Origin of the sequence: Vibrio sp. Y51_MX_L26 (genome assembly GCF_024181935.1) — a bacterium.
Taxonomy (GTDB): domain Bacteria; phylum Pseudomonadota; class Gammaproteobacteria; order Enterobacterales; family Vibrionaceae; genus Vibrio; species Vibrio diabolicus.
Window position 1 is genome coordinate 38,174 of the sequence record NZ_JAMZAS010000006.1, and the last position, 20,081, is coordinate 58,254.

22 protein-coding genes are annotated in these 20,081 nt (G+C 45.1%); 13 read left to right on the forward strand and 9 right to left on the reverse strand.

Annotated elements, in window-relative coordinates; genetic code table 11:
- Positions 1-29: 29 nt before the first annotated feature.
- On the reverse strand, positions 30-425 hold the full coding sequence (locus NL645_RS14300) for a GFA family protein (protein ID WP_253651891.1): 396 nt from the start codon (positions 423-425) through the stop codon (positions 30-32).
- 201 nt (positions 426-626) lie between these two features.
- On the opposite strand from NL645_RS14300, the gene NL645_RS14305 reads away from it, so the two are divergent.
- Positions 627-1,235, forward strand: a complete 609-nt coding sequence (locus tag NL645_RS14305) for a YitT family protein (RefSeq protein WP_253651892.1) — start codon at positions 627-629, stop codon at positions 1,233-1,235.
- 79 nt (positions 1,236-1,314) lie between these two features.
- Here the strand turns inward: NL645_RS14305 and NL645_RS14310 are convergent, their stop codons facing one another.
- From NL645_RS14310 to NL645_RS14320, 3 genes are all read right to left on the reverse strand, one after another.
- A complete protein-coding gene (locus NL645_RS14310) occupies positions 1,315-2,133 on the reverse strand; it encodes a hypothetical protein (protein WP_253651893.1) in 819 nt (272 codons plus the stop codon).
- 100 nt (positions 2,134-2,233) lie between these two features.
- The gene (locus NL645_RS14315) at positions 2,234-2,716 is read right to left on the reverse strand and encodes a methylated-DNA--[protein]-cysteine S-methyltransferase (RefSeq protein WP_046875615.1); all 483 of its coding nucleotides are present in this window, start codon (positions 2,714-2,716) and stop codon (positions 2,234-2,236) included.
- Positions 2,713-4,080: an AlkA N-terminal domain-containing protein gene (locus tag NL645_RS14320; protein WP_253651894.1), complete on the reverse strand. Its 1,368-nt coding sequence runs from the start codon at positions 4,078-4,080 to the stop codon at positions 2,713-2,715. The genes NL645_RS14315 and NL645_RS14320 overlap by 4 nt, the downstream gene beginning before the upstream one ends.
- Positions 4,081-4,274: 194 nt before the next feature.
- Here NL645_RS14320 and NL645_RS14325 point away from each other — a divergent pair, with 194 nt between their 5' ends.
- The 3 genes from NL645_RS14325 (at position 4,275) to NL645_RS14335 (ending at position 5,953) form a co-directional block, all read left to right on the forward strand.
- A complete protein-coding gene (locus NL645_RS14325) occupies positions 4,275-4,478 on the forward strand; it encodes a hypothetical protein (protein WP_017633816.1) in 204 nt (67 codons plus the stop codon).
- A 326-nt stretch (positions 4,479-4,804) separates the two neighbouring features.
- Complete coding sequence (locus NL645_RS14330; RefSeq protein ID WP_005374434.1) at positions 4,805-5,248, forward strand: DoxX family protein; 444 nt, start codon at positions 4,805-4,807, stop codon at positions 5,246-5,248.
- A 9-nt stretch (positions 5,249-5,257) separates the two neighbouring features.
- Positions 5,258-5,953 carry a pirin family protein gene (locus NL645_RS14335; RefSeq protein WP_005392038.1) on the forward strand — a complete coding sequence of 232 codons (696 nt, stop codon included), beginning with the start codon at positions 5,258-5,260 and terminating at the stop codon, positions 5,951-5,953.
- Between the two features lie 81 nt (positions 5,954-6,034).
- Here the strand turns inward: NL645_RS14335 and NL645_RS14340 are convergent, their stop codons facing one another.
- Positions 6,035-6,928, reverse strand: a complete 894-nt coding sequence (locus NL645_RS14340; RefSeq protein WP_005374436.1) for a LysR family transcriptional regulator — start codon at positions 6,926-6,928, stop codon at positions 6,035-6,037.
- A gap of 148 nt (positions 6,929-7,076) precedes the next feature.
- On the opposite strand from NL645_RS14340, the gene NL645_RS14345 reads away from it, so the two are divergent.
- A complete protein-coding gene (locus NL645_RS14345) occupies positions 7,077-7,430 on the forward strand; it encodes a DUF413 domain-containing protein (RefSeq protein ID WP_005392041.1) in 354 nt (117 codons plus the stop codon).
- Between the two features lie 155 nt (positions 7,431-7,585).
- On the opposite strand, the gene NL645_RS14350 is transcribed toward NL645_RS14345, so the two are convergent.
- Positions 7,586-7,837 (reverse strand): DUF3081 domain-containing protein, encoded by a 252-nt coding sequence (locus NL645_RS14350; RefSeq protein ID WP_005392042.1) that lies wholly within the window; start codon positions 7,835-7,837, stop codon positions 7,586-7,588.
- Between the two features lie 374 nt (positions 7,838-8,211).
- Here NL645_RS14350 and nagB point away from each other — a divergent pair, with 374 nt between their 5' ends.
- Entirely contained in the window at positions 8,212-9,012 is an 801-nt protein-coding gene (nagB, locus tag NL645_RS14355; protein ID WP_006740926.1) for a glucosamine-6-phosphate deaminase, read from the forward strand.
- A 91-nt stretch (positions 9,013-9,103) separates the two neighbouring features.
- Here the strand turns inward: nagB and NL645_RS14360 are convergent, their stop codons facing one another.
- Together NL645_RS14360 and gltS (NL645_RS14365) are read right to left on the reverse strand one after the other, a co-directional pair.
- Positions 9,104-9,970: a glycerol kinase gene (locus tag NL645_RS14360; protein ID WP_253651895.1), complete on the reverse strand. Its 867-nt coding sequence runs from the start codon at positions 9,968-9,970 to the stop codon at positions 9,104-9,106.
- Between the two features lie 157 nt (positions 9,971-10,127).
- Positions 10,128-11,354: a sodium/glutamate symporter gene (gene gltS / locus NL645_RS14365; protein ID WP_253651896.1), complete on the reverse strand. Its 1,227-nt coding sequence runs from the start codon at positions 11,352-11,354 to the stop codon at positions 10,128-10,130.
- 415 nt (positions 11,355-11,769) lie between these two features.
- Here gltS (NL645_RS14365) and NL645_RS14370 point away from each other — a divergent pair, with 415 nt between their 5' ends.
- The 3 genes from NL645_RS14370 to NL645_RS14380 are packed head-to-tail and all read left to right on the forward strand — an operon-like array spanning position 11,770 to position 13,825.
- Positions 11,770-12,141 carry a GntR family transcriptional regulator gene (locus NL645_RS14370; protein ID WP_085344466.1) on the forward strand — a complete coding sequence of 124 codons (372 nt, stop codon included), beginning with the start codon at positions 11,770-11,772 and terminating at the stop codon, positions 12,139-12,141.
- Entirely contained in the window at positions 12,138-12,995 is an 858-nt protein-coding gene (locus NL645_RS14375) for an ABC transporter ATP-binding protein (RefSeq protein ID WP_253651897.1), read from the forward strand. The genes NL645_RS14370 and NL645_RS14375 overlap by 4 nt, the downstream gene beginning before the upstream one ends.
- Positions 12,995-13,825, forward strand: a complete 831-nt coding sequence (locus tag NL645_RS14380; RefSeq protein ID WP_104973224.1) for a hypothetical protein — start codon at positions 12,995-12,997, stop codon at positions 13,823-13,825. Before NL645_RS14375 ends, NL645_RS14380 begins: the two co-directional genes overlap by 1 nt.
- 101 nt (positions 13,826-13,926) lie before the next feature.
- On the opposite strand, the gene gltS (NL645_RS14385) is transcribed toward NL645_RS14380, so the two are convergent.
- Positions 13,927-15,162 carry a sodium/glutamate symporter gene (gene gltS, locus NL645_RS14385; protein WP_006740921.1) on the reverse strand — a complete coding sequence of 412 codons (1,236 nt, stop codon included), beginning with the start codon at positions 15,160-15,162 and terminating at the stop codon, positions 13,927-13,929.
- Between the two features lie 866 nt (positions 15,163-16,028).
- Here gltS (NL645_RS14385) and NL645_RS14390 point away from each other — a divergent pair.
- The 4 genes from NL645_RS14390 (at position 16,029) to NL645_RS14405 (ending at position 19,962) form a co-directional block, all read left to right on the forward strand.
- Positions 16,029-16,823 (forward strand): DUF4344 domain-containing metallopeptidase, encoded by a 795-nt coding sequence (locus NL645_RS14390; RefSeq protein ID WP_085344469.1) that lies wholly within the window; start codon positions 16,029-16,031, stop codon positions 16,821-16,823.
- Between the two features lie 27 nt (positions 16,824-16,850).
- Positions 16,851-17,237 (forward strand): thiol-disulfide oxidoreductase DCC family protein, encoded by a 387-nt coding sequence (locus NL645_RS14395; protein WP_182035902.1) that lies wholly within the window; start codon positions 16,851-16,853, stop codon positions 17,235-17,237.
- Positions 17,238-17,417: 180 nt separating this feature from the next.
- Entirely contained in the window at positions 17,418-19,079 is a 1,662-nt protein-coding gene (locus NL645_RS14400; protein ID WP_182035903.1) for a methyl-accepting chemotaxis protein, read from the forward strand.
- A gap of 388 nt (positions 19,080-19,467) precedes the next feature.
- On the forward strand, positions 19,468-19,962 hold the full coding sequence (locus NL645_RS14405; protein ID WP_005374458.1) for a peptidylprolyl isomerase: 495 nt from the start codon (positions 19,468-19,470) through the stop codon (positions 19,960-19,962).
- Positions 19,963-20,081 lie beyond the last annotated feature (119 nt).

Consider the following 20,081-nt stretch of genomic DNA (forward strand, 5'->3'; position numbering starts at 1 on the left):
CAACTCACGTTCTTCACTTGCTATGCGGCCTAACGGTCTGATGGGTGGTTAACGCCATCCATCACTTCGATAGTTCCCAATTCATATGGGTTGACGCCCTCTAAACAACCGACATTGTAGCCGTATTCACTCGGGTCAGAGCGACGCTGATGGTGCGTATAAATACCACATTCGCCACAGAAAAAGTGCTTCGCTGTGCGAGTGTTAAACTGATACAGCTTCAAAACGTCTTCGCCTTGCACGATACGAATACCATTCAGAGGCACAGATGCCACAATCGCGCCGCGACGTCGACACATGGAGCAATCACATCGTCTCGGCTTCTCAATACCATTAGGTAATGCAAGTTCCAGCTCAACTTTTCCGCAGTGACAACTCAGTCGATGTAATTCGTTGATTTGGGTAGTGCCGACTTTCTTAATCATAACTTTTCCTTGTTGTTTTTCTACCTGTGTACATTATGTTAAACAGGCTAGCATCAGCACAATCTTGTCCAAAAACTCGACATTCATCACTTTTCGCGACATTTTATTGGCCGATTTGTTAGTTGCTATTTTGGCAACTGTTTATCGCGTTGAATGGACGTGTTGTCTCCGGCGCGGTTTTTAAACCAAGGAAAAAATTTTATGGATAAAGATCATAGCCTAAGAGAGAATCTCTTGGCTCTGACGCTCGGCAGTGCGTTAGTGTCGCTTGGGGTAATATTTTTCAGCAAAGTAGGATTGCTCACCGGCGGTACGGCTGGTTTGGCGATCTTCCTTACCAAAGTGAGTGACTTCAGCTTTGGTCAGATATTTTTCGCTCTCAACCTCCCTTTTTATATTTTGTCTGTAATGCGCATGGGATGGCGCTTCACCATTAGTACCTTCATTGCGGTCTCGATTGTTTCTTTTGCGGTCGATCATCTGCACCATGTGATTGAAATTTCACGAATCGAACCTTTCTATGCAGCACTTCTAGGTGGTGGGTTAATTGGAATAGGTATGTTGGTGATTTTCCGTCACAAGATGAGTTTAGGCGGTTTTAACATTCTAGCGTTGTACCTTCAGGAACGTTTTGAAATTAGAGCGGGTAAAGTTCAGATGGCGCTCGATTGTGCCATCGTAGTGATGTCGCTGTTCATTGTGGATGCTCACCTTATCGCTCTATCCGTCCTAGGTGCCGTGGCGACAAATTTGATTTTGGCGATGAACCATAAACCAGGACGATACCAGGCAAAAGCGCAAATAGCTTAATCAACATCGTGTAATGAGTGAACTTACAAAATATGAGCCCCGAGCCATTCGCTCGGGGATTTTTTATTCAACGTTGAGATCATGTCAACGAACTCGTTGTGCAGTATTGCTGCATCCCCACATCCACTTTAGCTTTATATTTCTGGCTAAGATGGAAGTGCACTTGCATCAGCAAATCATGCGCATGGAACAGCTCAAACGCGTCACCACCATTTTGCTGACAAATGGCTTCGCAGCGCTCGGCATGCTGCTTGGCTTGTCCGGCTTCACCCGCTTTGAGTAAACTCATCGCTAAGCGATACTCAGCACGTTCTTCTTGCATCCAACCCCCCGCCACTTTCCAGTAATCCAACGCGAGCTTCGCCGCTTCTAGCATCCTCGATTTTTCCACATCCGTGCGCTCAGCCAGCGCTTCATACTGGCACGCCAAGTTGTTTGCTGTGATTGCGATAGAGCGCGCTAGCGGCCCTTCAGCATCTTGTGGTGTCATACCTAGCGCGGCTTTCTCCAGCCATTGGCTCGCCAGCTCAAGCTGAGCAAGTGCAGAAAGTTCATTCGAAATCAGAGCGTAAACTCGGCGTTGGTCTTGCTCTGCTAACAACCCCACACAGTCACTGCCATCAACGAAAAAGCGCGCAACGGCAATACTGCGTTGCAATGCCGAACTCTCGGCAACCTTGCGTTCATCAAAGCGCTCTAAACAAGCAAGAAACGGTTCTGGACGCTGGAGGTGCCCAATCGCGGTGTGCAGCATCAATGCGAATATTCGCTCGATGTGGTTAACGTTTTCCACCTCACTCAGAGCCGTTTCCAATTGAGCATAAGTTTGTTCGGGCTGTGTTTCGTGATGCTGCCAACACTCACTCATGAATGCATCAAAATCCGTTTTGAAAGGCATGTCCTTATTATCCTTTTTCTATTCGTATAACGAATATGAAACTCTACACTATCGTTTCCCCTGTGCAGCACGCTTAGTCACAATATGAGAATCGCCTCACTTAAAGCGGTGTACCTTGCTCCAACGCAAGTAAACGTTGCTTGCGCTCTACTCCACCAGCATACCCTGTCAATTTACCGCTTTTGCCAATAACGCGATGACAAGGCACCACGATAGAAATAGGATTTTTTCCGTTTGCCAACCCAACAGCGCGCACAGCTTTAGGGTTGCCAATCGCGTTGGCGAGATCTTGATAGCTCCACGTCTCGCCGTATGGAATGGTCGTTAGTGCCTGCCAAACTTGATTTTGAAAATCCGTGCCTGTAGCCGCCAAAGGCAGCTCAAATTCATTACGTAGGCCAGAAAAATATTCATTCAACTGGGTAACAGCTTGGCGCAAAACTGGGTGTTGATCGTCTCGCGCTCCCAGTTCACTCGGCTTAGTGGTGCATGTTTCAAACCAAATGCCAAGCAAGCCCTCAGCGTTAGATTGGATGGTCACCGTTCCTAATAGGCTCGGCATTTCGGTATAAAATGTTTTCATGATTGATTCCATAAGTGAAACGTCGCGTAGCTTCCCCAAGGGGCCGCAGTGTGCGTATTCAGTGATGGGTAACGCTGCATCGCCTTTTTCACCACTAAGTCTTTATCTAAAAAGCAATCGGGTTGAGATTGTCCTCGCAGTTGAGCATAACTGACTGTCCAAGGTCCAATGCCTTTCAAGGCTAGCCACTTCTGGGGGTCGGCTTCTGAGTTGTCCTGCATGAACTGGGCGAAGCGCACTAGCGTCTCTTTACGGCTTTGCGGCATGCGCAAAAAGCTCACGTCGGTATTAGCTATCGCATCTGGTGTCGGGAAAAAGCGTTTTTCTGACTCTCCACTAAGTGTGGTCACCAATAAGTTAAGTTGACCAATCGCCGCTTTAACCGACACTTGTTGGCCTAAAATCGCTCGAACTCCAGCCTCCCATGCATTCCATACACCAGGAATCCGAATACCTTTACTCGACACAAGCCCCGGTGCAACATAATCCAAATGCTGCTCAACAGTACAAATATCGGCGTCAAGATCGAACATACGACGAATGTCAGACACCAAGTTTTGCAGCTTCGTTACATCTTCAATTTCAAACGCTAGCTCTAGGTACCCTTCACCTTTGGTCGCTTTAAACCATGCTTTACTGGTATCCAGACAAACGTTGCGCTGATAACTCTCATCACTCACCAGCTCAACCCCCTCAATCGCTCGTAAACGGTAGAAGTTCAGCATGTGCTGCCAATTCAATTCACCTCGATAAGGCAAGGCAATTCGATTGCTACCCATATCGTCAAACTCTTTGCGACGGACTTGAGAAGGCGTCAATTTGAGAAACTTTTGGAAAGCATCGTTAAAGCGGCGTGTACTGTTAAAACCAGACGCAAACCCCACTTCGGTGACCGACATAGAACTGGAATGAAGCAACTGTTTGGCGAACATTAATTGTTGATATTGCGCATACTGCTTGGGTGACATCCCTAGATACTGCTCAAACAACATACGTAAGTAACGATCCGAAATCCCAACACGCTCTGCTAGCTCAGACACCGAATGGTGATGCAACTCCCCTCTATCAATTAACGAAATCGCCCGTTGAAAGGTCGTTTCTACGCCTTTCCATGCCCAAGAACCCGGCGCGCTATCAGGTCGACAGCGCAAACATGGACGGTACCCCGCTTGGAGAGCTTGCGCTTTATCGGTGAAGTACTCTACATTTTCTTCTTTAGGTAAATTAGCCGGACAAATTGGGCGACAAAATATCCCCGTTGTTTTCACTGCCACATAAAATCGCCCATCAAAACGGCTGTCTCGCGCGACCCGCGCCTTATGACACTGCTCGAAAGTCAGTGAGGTATGGGGGTGAATAAACATAGTGCTTTCCTTGCTCATGCCTTTTGTCATTTATTGTTCATAGGCATCGTTCAATATAGTGTTATTGTAGCTTGCTTAAGCGCCTACCATTAGCCATTTTCGGAACTCAATATTGAGATTTATTGGCATTAGCGCTTTTGTACACTAAAGTTAGATTCAGAACATCACAACAACGTCGGCTAAAGGGAATTGGCATGGACTTACACACTTGCGTAATTGTACTAAGAAACCAAAAGGTTATTACCAGTAAATCCGTAGATCATTCAATTGGAATTATCGAACGAGACTCAGATAACGAGATCTCAGAAATTCAAATTAATGCCACGGATGGACGTAATATTCGAACCTATCACTACAACAATGTAGAGGAGTCACTAGAGAGCTTAATGAACCTCTGACGGTTTTCTTTAACACACCTTTCTCCCTTGTTAATAGCGAAAGCAATAGAGCACAGCAACCTGTGCTCTTTTTTTGTTTAACAGCAAAAATGTTTATCGAAAATAATGATGGAGCCTGATTTAAAACACGACAAAACTGGCATAAAAAAACTCATAAAAAACACTCAAGCAACTGATTAAAAATAACAAAAATCCATTATTCAATTTTTTAGAACGAGTTTATCAAAATACTCCCGTTATTTTTATTCTCACCGCCACCTAAACTGTTCTCAACAGCACGGGAGCACACGCTTCCCACTCATTGAAAAGAGTCAGAGGACAGAATCATGAAAGCACTATTACAGAAAATTACCACATCAAACGCAGGTTACAGCGCACTATCACTTCGCGTTCCAATCGGCATTATCTTTATGGCGCACGGCGCACAAAAGCTGTTTGGCTGGTTTGGTGGCTACGGGCTAGAAGGCACAGGTCAGTGGATGGCATCTATCGGTTTAGGTCCTGGCGTGCTCATGGCGTTACTTGCGGGCAGCGCAGAGTTCTTTGGCGGCTTGTTCATCTTGCTTGGCCTGCTAACTCGCCCGGCAGCCGTTGCTTTAGCGTTCACGATGGTGGTAGCGATATTCTCCGTCCACTTTGAAAACGGTTTGTTCATGGCAAACAACGGTTACGAGTTTGGCTTAGCTTTACTGGCAGCAAGTGTTTCACTGGCGTTTTCTGGCGCAGGTAAGGCCGCGCTAGATAACTTCTTGAACAAAAAGCTCTCTTAAGGAGACCCCATGATTACGGTAAGACATGCAGCAGACCGAGGTCGAGCAAACTTTGGCTGGCTTGATAGCAAACATACGTTTTCTTTCGGTAGCTATTACGATCCACAACATATGGGCTTTTCTGAGCTGAGAGTCATTAATGACGATGTAGTCCAACCTGGCGCAGGTTTTGATACACATGGCCATCGTGATATGGAGATCATCAGCTATGTGCTAGAAGGTGTTATCGCGCACAAAGACAGTGAAGGTAACGTGAAAACATTACCTGCCGGGGAATTCCAACTCATGTCGGCAGGGAAAGGGATTTACCACAGTGAGTACAATGCGTCGAACCGCGACACGCTGCGCTTTCTACAAATTTGGATTCAGCCAAATACATTTGGAACCAAACCAGGTTATCAGCAAAAAGACTTTGGTCGCACGCCTGGATTAACAACTATCGCGACTCCAACAGGAGAAAACGGTACGCTACTTATTAAGCAAGATGCCACATTACATCAGTTAATTCTTGAACCAAATAGCGAACTTAACTTTGAGATAGAATCGGGTAGAAACTTATTCGTTCACCAAGTAACGGGGAGCCTTAGCATCGACAATACCACCTTGACGGCGGGCGACGGCGCGAAGATCGAACAGCAAAGTAAGGTTGTTTTACGCAATACATCGAACGAGAGCACAACCGCCCTGCTATTTGACTTGCCATAACTATCGATTCATCGAGATAAAAAGAAAGCCGCCTGGATTTTCCAAGGCGGCTTTTTAATTTCTCTGACTTTTCACTCAAAGCTATTCGTCGGAAGTGCCGGAACCAATTTGCTGAAAACTGTAAGCCGTCAGTGGATCAATCTCTTTGACAATTTCTTCCACTTGCTTAATCGCGTCTACCGACGAGCTAGCTTTACGATAGCTCAAATAGATAGGGCGACACCAATCTTCTACGCCAGACACCTTGTGAAGCTGCCCGTTAGCGATAAAGGGCTCTACCAGAGAGATGGGTAAGTAAGCGGCACCGCCCTTCTCTAAAATAAAGTCCAATGCAATGCGCGCCGTTGACGTGCGTAGATACGGAGCCGGGATCTTAGGGTGACGTTCAGAATGTTCTGATGAGAAGCGCGTTCCCCAATCCACATACACGTATTTGTTTTCAAAAACGGTGTCTAAAGAGTCTTTCTCAGTCGATACCAAAACGAGAACAACATCGGCCACTTTTTTGCAGTTAAGCTCATCAGCTTTGATTTGGTCGAACGCAAATGCCATATCTAACGTGCGCTCTAGCAAGCTGCGACTGAGCATTTCCCGCCCCATCACTTCTGCCATGAAGCCATAGCCTCCAAATGAATCAGTGACGACACTTAAACAGTTCTGCAAGTAGGCGTCCCAAATATTTGGCGTACCGCCTAACGTTAATTGCAGCGCTTTGCCATCTTCAAGCGATAACTCTAGCTTCGCTTGTTGCAATGTGGTGACCATCACCTCTGCATAACTGATTAAGCGCTCACCTGCAGAGGTCAACTTTATGTTATTTCGATCACGAATAAACAATTGCGTATCGAAGTAACTTTCCAATTGTTTGATACGTGCGCTCACTGCAGCTTGGGTAATATAAAGATTCTCAGCGGCGCGTCCGAAGTGACGAACCCTTGCCAGCTCTAAAAATGTTCGAAAGACTTTTACATCCATAAACCATCTCCTGGTTAATATAAAACCAGATTAACAACTAATTAAAATCATGACGACAAAAAAGTTTTGTTTTTCTTTTGTTAGCTTTACGCCTAATTTTCGCCGTAGTTCACTACATTCATCAATAACGGTTACAGAGGCTGTTGACATGTCTGACACTGAATTCCGTCATGGCAAAAAACGTTTTTACGACAACGTAAAATTCCCACGCGGCTTTGCAAAGTCTGGCGATTTTACTCTCTCGGAAGAGGAAATCCTAACAATTTATGGGGATACTATGCTTGGCTTAGAGTCAGGCGAATTAACACCTGAAAATAGCGAAGAGAAACACTTCATCAAGGTGCTAGAAAACCCAGGCAAAGCAAAAACAAAACTTGAGCGTACGTGGCTAAAGTACACCCAACTTGCTCGTGGTCGCAAGCGCTTCCACACGCTAAATGGTCGTAATAAGCCTGACGCGACAGAAGATTACATTGAAGAGAGTTTGGTCGAAGACGATTAATAACCAAATAAACTAATTCTCGCCTTTTTCTAGCAATAGGCAGTAGGCGAAAGCTCGTTTGGTTTGACTGAGCGAGCAAAACAAGCTCATGTCTTCTCCTAAAGCCCAAGGGCGCGTTCTCCCAAGGGCTTTTTTAGTATTTAGTGCTGCCAGTCCTACTTTGCAAGCATCGCGATCTTTTTCAAAAAGCTCTCTTTCAAGTGCTCTTGGTCGTACTCCAATTGATAGGTATTGTGGAAGCCAACCTTTAGCTCAACACCATTCCCTCGTAAGAAAACGTTGTACCCGTCGTAATCGGAAAACGCTTCTACACCTTCATACATTTTGCCAAATTCGGTTGGTGTACCGTTGTTCATCACACATTCGTAAGCCTGTAGTACTTTGCTCGGATCTAACTCATTTTTCATACCGAATTCCTCACTGGTTTACACATTTCAATTATGGTTAAGGAATGAGCGTCGTGCCATGTCCATCCCATAATATTTGAAGTTCGTGTGCGGTTTCACACTCTGTAGGTTGTTAAAAAACAAGGTTAAGTGCGAAGACAGAACTTAATTTAGATCATAAATTTTATCTATCAATTCGTCAGTTTCATAATGCAATTTCTTTGTAAAAAATCGGCTTATAAAAGCATTTAGATATAAAAACAGTCGATAAAATCAACACTGGTTAAAGAAAAAGCAAAATTTTGACCTAAAACAATAGCAGTTCGTCATTACTTATTTTATAATGCGAATTAATGTTTCGGTACATCGTAAATTCCAATAACTAGGGGCACAAAATGAGACTTATCCCGTTAACTCGAGCAGCACAAGTAGGTAAGTGGGCAGCTGCGCATATCGCTAAGCGTATCAACGACTTTAAACCTACTGCTGAGCGTCCATTCGTTCTGGGTCTACCAACTGGTGGCACTCCTCTAGCAACCTACAAAGCCCTAATCGAGCTTTACCAAGCCGGCGAAGTGAGCTTCAAAAACGTCGTGACTTTCAACATGGATGAGTACATTGGCATCCCTGCAGATCACCCAGAGTCTTACCGCTCGTTCATGTACAACAACTTCTTTAATCACATTGATATCCAAGAAGAAAACATCAACCTACTGAACGGTAACACTGACGATCACGACGCAGAATGTAAGCGTTACGAAGACAAAATTAAGTCTTACGGCAAGATCAACCTTTTCATGGGCGGCGTGGGTAACGACGGTCACATCGCGTTCAACGAGCCAGCGTCATCTCTGTCTTCTCGTACTCGCATCAAAACACTGACTGAAGACACTCGCATTGCGAACTCTCGCTTCTTTGACGGCGATATCAACCAAGTGCCTAAATACGCACTGACTATCGGTGTGGGTACACTACTAGACGCAGAAGAAGTGATGATTCTGGTAACAGGTCATAACAAAGCTCAAGCACTTGAAGCAGCAGTAGAAGGTTGTGTAAACCACCTATGGACGGTTTCTGCACTTCAACTTCACCCTAAAGCAGTGATCGTATGTGACGAGCCAGCTCAACAAGAACTGAAAGTGAAGACTGTGAAGTACTTCTCGGAGCTAGAAGCGGAAAACATCAAAGGTTTTTAATCCATAGGATGACAGCCTAGATGCACGCTAAAAATACGAAACCCGTGATTGATCACGGGTTTTTTCTTATCTGAACAGCGGGCTTAAGTCGTTAATAAGCTTTAATACCAAACTGACGAAGACGCTTAGGAAGCACTTCATCTAACTTGTCTAGTTCACTCGGTTCGACTTCGATAAGGTTGAAATGATGCTGCTCATAAACAGTACGAATGGTCTCACGGTCAGCCTCAGCCATCTCCCCAGTATCACTTCCCCAAAACTGTAAATAGACTTTACCGCCTGGCAAATAAAAATCACTGGTGACATCTTGGTCAATCGGCAGTTGACGCTCATAAGCGTGCACCACACCAGCCAAGTACAGCCAGTTGTCGATGAGCAACTCTCCCTTAGAGCGCACGTAATGCCCATCTAATGTTCGGTGTTTGGCTTCAAACTTTTGGCGAAAGCTTGAGTACGATTTATCCGTGGAGTGTGACTCCGCATCTTGCCCTAAAAATTCAATGACAGACTGCTTAAGACGCTTATTACGCAGCACCACATCGTGCCATACGACAAAGGTATTTTGTGTCTCTTTATCGGTTCTTTGCTGGCCACCAGCGCGTATACCAGCTTCAGTGACACTCCAACCTTCTTCAGATTTGGCGCTCCACCCCAACTCACTCAACAGTTGGTTCATGCGCTTCGCATTCAGTTTCAGCTTTTCACCCAGCTGCGTGGCGCTTAATGTTTTCCCTGAGCTGGAAGTCAGCTCAATATGTAAATTGGTCGGCCAGACGATGAACTGGCCAAATTTAGGGTGATCCACATACTCGCCGCCAAACTTGGCGCCTTCTTCCGTCAGAATCCATTTTTCGTCTTGGCGAACAATGTAGCCAGCACGTTTGAGATCGGCAAACAACAGCTTGGCTTCAACCTTGCGCATTTTAGCTAATGCCGACGTCGATATTTTTTCAGACATGTGGGTACCTCATGCTGCTGTAAAACTGAACACTATGTCATCATAGTAACGTATTGATTTCACGGCTTGAAGTCAGAGAAACAAGATTTCGTGTTACAAATAACAAAGCCAATCTCAAGGGACTGGCTTTGTTATGTTAAGTTGAAAGAAGCGGGGGCTATTTAATAAAAGCAATGCAGCCTTGCAAAATCACTAAGTTCACAATGTCGATGAAGAATGCACCGACAATTGGTACTACCATAAATGCTTGTGGTGATGGACCATAACGACTCACGATAGAGCCCATATTCATGACCGCAGTCGGTGTGGCACCTAAACCGAAACCACAGTGTCCACTGGCGATCACCGCGGCATCGTAATTACTGCCCATCATGCGGAATGTTACGTAATAAGTGAACACCGCGAGTACGGCAGACTGAATAGCAAGAATAATAAGGAATGGGATCGCAAGATCAAAGATATTCCACAATTTCAAGCTCATCAGAGCCATGGCAAGGAACAGCGATAGCGAAACCGTACCAAGAATATCAACGGTTTCTAAATCAACCTTGCGCACCTTGGTCACTTCCATGATGTTGGTGATGACAACACCAATAAACAGCGCATAAACAAAATCTGGGATCATTAACCACTTGATGCCAAAACTGCTCACCCAACTCTCCAGATAGCTCGCGCCTGTCACGCAAAGCAAAATAATGGATAAGCTTTCTACAACTCTTTTCGCCGTGACACGATCTTCTTCATGTTCGTTATAGGTCACCAATTCAGGGAAACTCTGATGGCTTTGGTTGGTGCGTCCGTATTCCGATTCTAAGTTGTGCTTGTTGAGTAACTTTTGCGCGACAGGGCTGCCAATAATCCCGCCCATGACCAAGCCAAACGTAGCAGAAGCCATCGCCACTTCTAGGACATTGTGCAAACCATACATTTCTTGAAAAGTTTGCGACCACGCCGCACCAGTTCCATGTCCGCCAGAAAGCGTAATAGAGCCGGCGATCAACCCCATGAGTGGATCTAATCCCAATGCGGTTGCTAAGGATACGCCGACCGCATTTTGGATAAGAATGTAGACCGATGCCACAACAAGGAAGATGAAAACCTTCGTACCGCCTTTAATAAGTTGGGTGTAATTCGCGGCCAAGCCAACCGTCGCAAAAAACATCAGCATAAAGGTGTTTTGCAGTGGCAAATCAAATGATACATCCACACCATTTAAGTGCATCGTCGTGAGCACGCAAGCCACGACTAGACCACCAACAATTGGCTCTGGGATATTGAATTTCTTTAAGGTTGGTAATTTGGTGTTAATGAACTGCCCTAAAAATAACACGCAAATTGCGACGAGAAACGACTCTTGTGGGCCGATAGATATTACCTGATTCATGAGACCTCTTTACTCTCCTCTTTCTCATTCATTGAGCAAGCGCTCAACGTGAGATAGGTGCCTAAGTCAATCAGATTGCCTCTCGAACCTTTTGTTTTCTAGGGTGTATTTGCCACAAATTCTCATCAAGTAAGAAATGGATGCACCCCAAATCCCACTGATTATCATTATATGAGAATACCAATACCAAGCTGGTGGTAAATACCTTGATTGGATTAGAAAAATAACACTTCTCAACTTATGAGAAGTGTCTAATTTATGTTCACAATAAAGTCTTCAAAATAGCTATCACATAGGTAGATATTTAGGGAAAGCGAAGGCTGGAACATACGCTTAATTTTAAATTATTACTTTCTCTCCGGCACACTAGGTGTTATACCTATATATAACACCATTTCAGCCAAGAGATTCACTCATGACCAATTGGCATGATCGCCAACCGATTTTTCGACAGTTGGCTGACCAGATCACTCAACAAATACTGCAAGGTATCTGGCAAGAAGGCGATGCTCTACCCTCAGTTCGTAGCATCTCTGCGGATATGAAAATTAACCACCTCACCGTCATGAAAGGCTATCAATTGCTTGTTGATGAGGGGTTAGTAGAGAAAAAACGCGGTCAAGGTATGTTTGTCGCTTCAGGGGCAAAGCTCAAATTGCTCGCAGACGAGAAGGCACGTTTTCTTCAACAACAAATTCCGCAGATAGCCGGCACAATACAGCGTCTGGATATGTCACTCGACGAATTCATTCAACAACTAAAACCACACTTGAAAGGTGACCAATGAGCGCATTAGTCAGTGTAAACAACGTCTCCAAGCAATATCAGCAACAAGGAGAAGCACTGCATGAAGTGAGTTTCGACCTACATGCAGGACAAGTACTTGGCTTACTCGGCCATAATGGCGCAGGTAAATCAACGCTTATTAATGCCCTACTCGGCGCACATGAATATCAAGGCACTGTTCGTATCAACGGATTTGAACCCATTATGCAACGCGACAAAATAATGCGGAGCTTATCCTATATCTCGGATGTGAACGTTCTGCCAGATTGGATGACTGTCGCTCAACTGCTTAACTATACCGAAGGCGTGCATCCAGGGTTCAATCGCGCTCAAGCAGATACGCTGCTTCGTCAAACGGACATCAAACCTCGTGCGCGCATCAAATCTTTATCCAAAGGGATGAAGGTGCAATTGCACCTCGCGATTGTAATCGCGACTAACACCCAAATCCTCATATTGGATGAACCGACACTCGGGTTAGATCTCGTGTATCGTGATACGTTTTATCGTCACTTATTGGAATGGTTTCACGACGGCGAGCGCGTGTTGATCATCGCCAGTCATGAAGTATCAGAGATTGAGCACTTGCTGACAGATGTGCTGATTCTTAAGCATGGTCGCCCCGTTCTGCAAACCTCGATGGACAGTATCAGTGAAGACTATTTCATTCTTGAAGCCAACGACGAGCACCGCACACAAATTGAAGCGATGAACCCACTCTCGTCACAAAAAGGGCTCGGTTCAACGAAATGGTTACTCACTGCCCAGTATGCCCAACAAGCAGAAACAATGGGGACCATCCATGGGGTGAAGTTAGCGGATCTATTTTTAGCATTGCAGAAGGAGGCAGCGTAATGCGTTCAGTTGTCGCGATGTTGCAAAAAGAGTGGTTGGAAAACCCTCTTGTTTTACGTATTCCACTGTTTGTGTTGGCATGTGGACTTATTCTCTTTGTCAGTTTAATGAGCAACGACACTCTACAACACAATATGTTTTTCCAAATGAGCTTTGGTGGCGATGTCAGTGACATTCACAAAGAGCTTGGTGACGATGTAAACATGTTGATCACCGGCGGGGCGGGACTGCTGTCTATCTTGTTAGCCGTTCAATACTTCCCGAGAACACTGCGCAAAGAGCGCGCAGAGGGCAGTATTATGTTTTGGCGCAGTATGCCGGTCAGCGATATAAAAACTCACTTAGTGAAGCTAGGGTTTGGCTTATTGGTGATTCCGCTCGTTTGCTCGGCGCTTGTGCTCGCAGCAGATTTGATGCTGTGGTTGCTGAACATCTCTACCGATCACCAATTGGCTTTATTGTACCGCCAAGCCTCGTTAGGTTACGTGCTGCTGCATTGGGGAGAGTTTTTAATCAGAATGTTGTTCGCCAGTATTCTACTGTTACCGCTGGCATTAACCGCAATGGCTATTTCTCAGAAAGTGAACTCACCACTGGTCATTTTGTTTATCGCCATTTATGCGCTGCGCTGGATGCCAATCGCACTATTTGGCTATTACGGCCTAGATCAGTTCTTCTCCGAAGTGCTTTACCTTCCACTGCACGCCATTGTTGCACCAAGCCCATTTAATGCAATTCCTCAAGCGGGTTGGTTAAACGTTGGCATTTACGCTTTCATCGGCGTTCTTGGTTGGACAGCTAGTCTCAAGTTCAGCCGAACCATTCAATAATCCGTCGTTCGATAAACGGCCAAAATCGAGCCATAAAAAAACGGTCACAACCTGTGTTGTGACCGTTTTTATTTCGACCTCAGGAGATCATGAACTTAAATTTAACCAAGGAATGAAATGTAACCTTGTAAAATGATTAAGTTAACGATGTCGATAAAGAAAGCCCCCACAATTGGCACCACCATAAATGCCTGCGGCGACGGGCCAAATCGGTTAACGATAGAGCCCATGTTCATCACGGCTGTTGGGGTTGCCCCCAAGCCAAAACCACAGTGACCACCCGCAATAACCGCAGCGTCATAGTTGCGTCCCATCACTTTGAACGTAACGTAGTAAGTGAAGATAGCTAAGACCACAGACTGCACAGCCAAAATGACCAAGAATGGAATCGCTAAGTCAAAGATATTCCATAACTTCAAGCTCATTAATGCCATCGCCAAGAACAATGACAAAGAAACGGTACCGAGCATATCGACGGTTTCTGCGTCTAACTTACGAAGCTTGGTCACCTCTAAGAAGTTCGTGATGATCACACCAATGAACAGCGCATATACAAAGTCTGGAATCATCAACCATGAGATTTCATACGTGCTAACCCATTGCTCAACATACTTCGCCCCCGTAACACAGATCAGTAGGAAGAAGAGTTTCTCCACCACTTTTTTCGCCGTTACTTTATCTTCTTCGTATTCGTTGTAGGTCACCAACTCAGGGAATTTTTCGTGAGTTTTGGCATCCCGACCACCACGACCATACTCCGATTCAATGCTGTTTTTTTCTACGAGGCGCTGTGCCACTGGGCTACCAATGATACCGCCGATGATCAAACCAAAAGTGGCTGATGCCATCGCTATTTCCAAAACGTTATCCAATCCATACACGTCTTGGAAGGTTTGTGACCACGCAGCACCTGTACCATGGCCACCAGACAGAGTAATCGAGCCAGCAATTAACCCCATCAAAGGATCTAAACCGAGCGCTGCCGCGAGTGAAACGCCAACGCCGTTTTGTATGATGATGTAAAACGATGCGACAGCTAAGAAGATAAAAACCTTCGCACCTCCTTTCATCAACTGAGTGTAATTTGCGGCCAAACCAACCGTCGCAAAAAACATTAACATAAACGTATTTTGTAACGGCAAATCGAACTCCAAGTCGATGCCGTTGAAATGAAGAGCAGTAATCATGCAAGCCACAATAAGGCCACCTACAATCGGCTCAGGTATGTTGAACTTCTTTAAAATCGGTAGCTTAGCATTAATAAAATGCCCCAGGAAAAGCACACTGATTGCGACCAAGAAGGACTCCAGTGCACCTACAGATATTAAATGATTCATATCGCCTCTTATTATTGTTCTCTTCATCCTCCGTAATGATCGAGTGTTAATTTAACCTTCATTCAATAGCAAATGTTCTCGCTTTACTGTTTCGAAAATACTCAAAAGTTGGTGTAGATGCGCCTTAGGCTAGTTTAAGGGACGCTCCTTTAGCGATGTGTCAGTTTTCCGCTGTTAGCAAGCCCTTAAATGTGAAAGGAGCCGATATAGCTCCTTCAAATGCCCCCTCGCAATACCTGCGCGTGACTGCTTGGGGTATAGTGTTGTGAGTAAATTCTGGGTGACACTTTCTGAACCACATTGGGCTCCCTTACTTAAACAGAATGTGTCAATTACTATCAAACAAAGTTCCTTCCCGTTGTAACCTCTAAACGCCGAGATCGCGTTCAAAACAATTGGGTTTGCTTGTTCCTGTCGTAGTTTTTTAACTCTGGCTCATGGTGTATAAACGAGCCGAATCCAAGGAAACTCTCAAGCTGCAACAAACGTTTTCGTCACAACGGAGCCGGATTATAACATATTGCTGATAATTTTCTTCAATTCAGTGACATTCACCAACCCCATGGTTTCGTTCCATAATGATTAACTGCTGAATAGCATTTTTACAGACAAAAGAGCGAAGCGAATTCAACTTAGCCTCACCAAAAAAATAAACCTTAAAAGCCAATCACTTATCTATGGTCTACTGAGTACAACGTGTTTTGATAGGCTTTCTGGAGAGCCCAGCAACCAAAATGTACGGTGTTGTCATGGTAGTCTTTCGAGGCTAACTACCCGATTCTGGGTGATAAAAACAATCCCAATTATGCATCATACAAAAACATGTATAATTTTTATGTAAGCTATTCAAATAACAAGAGCCCTACATGAAAATTCATTCGCTTTTCCCTGTGCTATTACTCTGTGCCATCTCATCTGCCACTGCAGCGGAAAATATCCGTATTGAATATTCTCCCGTGGAAACAACCCATGAAAACATCGCCCTGCAATCTATCCAAAACAGCGATGTAAACCCAATTTTTGTTGAGCTATCTCAGATCCACTTTCCATTTCGCAAACCACTCACACTAGTTTACGGCGGAGAAGATGGCCCAATGTACGATCCCGATACGCACACGATACACATTCCCTACACTTTTTATTTGGAATCACTCAATTACTTCTCCAATAACCAGTATGAAGAACGCCTTGGAAAATCCCCAAAAACAGGGGCGTTAGATACGTTATTACACACCTTGCTGCATGAAGCCGGGCATGCTTACATCGAAGATCAAAACATCCCTGTTCTCGGAAAAGAAGAAGATGCCGTCGATAATTTTGCCACGATCTTAATGATTGACTTCCTAGAAGATGGCGCAGAGATGGCCATTAGCGCCGCCGACATGTTCGCATTTGAGTCCGATGACAGACCGGACTACTACGACTTCGGTGAGTACATTGATGAGCACAGTTTTGATTTGCAACGCTACTTCTCTACCTTATGTTTGGTGTACGGCAGTGATCCGGAACAGTACAAGTCGCTTCTCGATGAAGTTGAAAAAGACTACCTACGAGATCGCAAAGACTTTTGCCAATACAACTACGAGAACATACGCGCGAATTGGAACCACTACCTGCAACATAATGAACCAAAAGAAAAATCGCCACGTAGAACTCAGTAAGCCAAATCAAATAATAAGACGATCGCAATGACAAAACTCACCATATTTTATGACGGAACTTGCCCACTGTGCGCCAAAGAAATGCACGCACTTAAGCGACGAGATGTAAAACAAGCGATAAAAATCGTCGATATCTACAGCGATGACTTTTCTGATTACCCACAGATAGACGCAAAAAAAGCCAATACGATTTTGCATGCGCTGAATGATAATAATGAACTGATACTTGGTCTTGATGTGACTCACCGAGCATGGCAGTTGGTCGGACGAGGTTGGCTATATGCACCACTACGTTGGCCATTACTCAAACCAATTGCCGACTGGCTTTACCTGCGCTTTGCCAACAATAGGTATCGTGTCTCATACTGGCTTACTGGTAGCTCCCGCTGCAACTCGGGCCAATGCTCTCGCTAATTGTGATCCTGCTTAAAAATGTGAGTCTCTCTCGTCCACGATCACCAACTTCCTGTACTTCTCACCCGCCAACTCGGTTAATCTGCAATCAGTACAAAAATAATTATTAACACTTTTATTTGGTAAAGCTATTGAAGTTTACCAATTTGTAACGCTGCGCCGAGACGTAAGGAAGTACCTATGAATCTAACGATAAGAAAGCGACTTTATATTCTTTCCATCATTCCCGTGTTAACGATTGCTTTGGGTATGATGTGGTTTACCTACCTCCAAACCAGTACCTACAACCAACAACAAATCAATCATACGCACACGACGATGATGGCGATGAAGAAAGCGGAACTGAAAAACTATGTGCAGATGGCTCATTCCGCACTCAAACCGTTATTGGATCGTAATGCCTCATTGCAAGAAGCCATTCCAGTGCTCAAAGAGCTAGAGTTCGGCCAATCAGGTTATATTTTTGCGTACGACTCAAAAGGCGTGCGTGTTGTTGTCGGAAAAAACAACAAAGGGGTTGGAGAAAACTTCTATAACCTTCAAGACAAAAAAGGCAACTACCTGATCCAAGACCTGTTGAAAAACGCCAAAACGGGTGACTTCACAACCTACTACTTCCCTAAGTTAGGGCAAACCGAAGCATTACCAAAACTCAGCTACTCCATCTTCATTCCCAAGTGGGATATTATGATTGGCACAGGTTTTTATACTGATGATATCGATGCGATCATTACAGAGATGGAAAACACAGCAAACGATGAGCTAAACAATACCTTAGCCGCTATTGCTATGTTTTGTGTCTCTATTGCCGTTGTCGTGGCCATTTTTGCCGTACTCGTCAACCGTAGCATTATGCGCCCTATCGAACAGTTTGACAGCTCAATCCAATCTTTCGCGCAAGGTGACGCCGACTTAACCGCGCGTATGGAAGAATCTAGCGTGCCAGAATTTAAGCAGCTCGCGCATAACTTCAATATCTTCGTTGAGAGCTTGCAAGGAATTATTAAGAGCGTCAGCCATGTCGGACAAGAGGTAGTATCAGAAACTAACAACATGTCTCAACGCGCCTCACAAGTGGATGAATTGGCTTCTGGTCAACGTGAGGAAACGGAACAAGTCGCGACAGCAATGACAGAAATGACGGCCACCGCTCACGAGATCTCTGGCAACGCAAACCAAGCCGCCGATTCCGCTAAAAACGCCGATGACAACGCACAACAAGCGAAACACATCGTAGACTCCGCCGCTAATTCCGTTGAAGCGCTAGCGAATGAGGTCTCTGAAGCAAGCACTGTAATTTCACGTCTAGAGAGTGACGTGCAGAACATCTCATCCTCACTTGAAGTCATCCAAGATATTGCTGAACAAACCAACTTGCTTGCGCTAAATGCCGCCATTGAAGCGGCACGAGCGGGCGACCAAGGACGCGGATTCGCAGTTGTAGCGGATGAAGTGCGTAAGCTTGCAAGCCGCACTCAGGACAGCACAGGTGACATTCACAAGATGATCGATCAACTTAAAGCTGGATCGGATGCCGCAGTAAAAGCGATGGAATCTAGCCAAGCACGTGGCGAAGCGACAGTAGAAGAAGCACGTGCTGCATCGGTTGCGCTGCAAGATATTCAAGCAGCGATTGCGAATATCATGGACATGAACACGCTGATCGCTACCGCGACCGAAGAGCAAAGCCAAGTTGGACAAGAGATTTCACAACGCATCGAAGTCATTTCTCAGCAAAGTAGTCAATCGGCACACCTTGCCAATCAAAATCGCTCGGGCAGCCAAAACCTCAATCACAAAGCCAACGAGCTTTACGACTTAGTGGGACGCTTCACGGTTTAACTTCCTTAACCATACTTAATAGTAGAAACAGCGACGCCTTAACGTCGCTGTTTTTATTTCTGCTATCCTCAGAAGTCTTAGGGTCTGTTGATCTTTCGTGGTTAAATTTTGTTCGAGATAAAATCGTTTTAGGCGAGGCAAGGAGTGTGTCGCCTAGTCACTCTAAGCAAATACTCCTTAACGAAGCATAAAACGATTTTAGCCGAACCCTTTGGGCAGCATTTGTTGGATCTTTCTACTGCGTTATCGACTTCTCATGTAGGCTAGCTACACAGCAAAGCCTCTGCCTTGTGTAAACACCCAACAATTCGCTGCAAAAATCAGCTCGAAAGGTCAACAGACCCTAGCTATAATGCCGCCAACTAAGCACCCATAAGGGCAAAACCAGATGATTATCATGACCACCAATTTCGGTGACATCGAAATTGAATTGAATCTAGAACGAGCGCCAGTTAGCTCAAAGAACTTCAAAAAATACTGTGAAGATGGCTTTTACGACGGCACCATTTTCCACCGCGTTATCGACGGCTTTATGATCCAAGGTGGCGGTCACACCGAAGACATGGCAGAAAAGCCAACACGCGCCCCAATCGCAAACGAAGCAAACCGTGGTCTAAAGAACCTTGTTGGCACTATCGCAATGGCGCGTACCGATGCACCGCACTCTGCAACGGCACAGTTTTTCATTAACTTGGAAGACAACGATTTCCTAGACCACACCGCAACCACCAACCTAGGCTGGGGTTACGCGGTATTTGGTAAAGTGACCGCGGGTATGGATGTCGTAAATCGCATCGCGAAAGTGAAAACAACTTCTAAGCTTGGTCATGATGATGTGCCATGCGATCCAATCATTATTGAGAAGGTGACGATCAGCGAATAAGCACACTCGCCTCTTCGAAGAAGTCGTCACTATAAAACGATAAAAGCGCCTAACGTCTTATGACTTAGGCGCTTTTTGTTTTGAAGGCTCAGCTTATTAGTTTAAGTTTAGTAACGGAG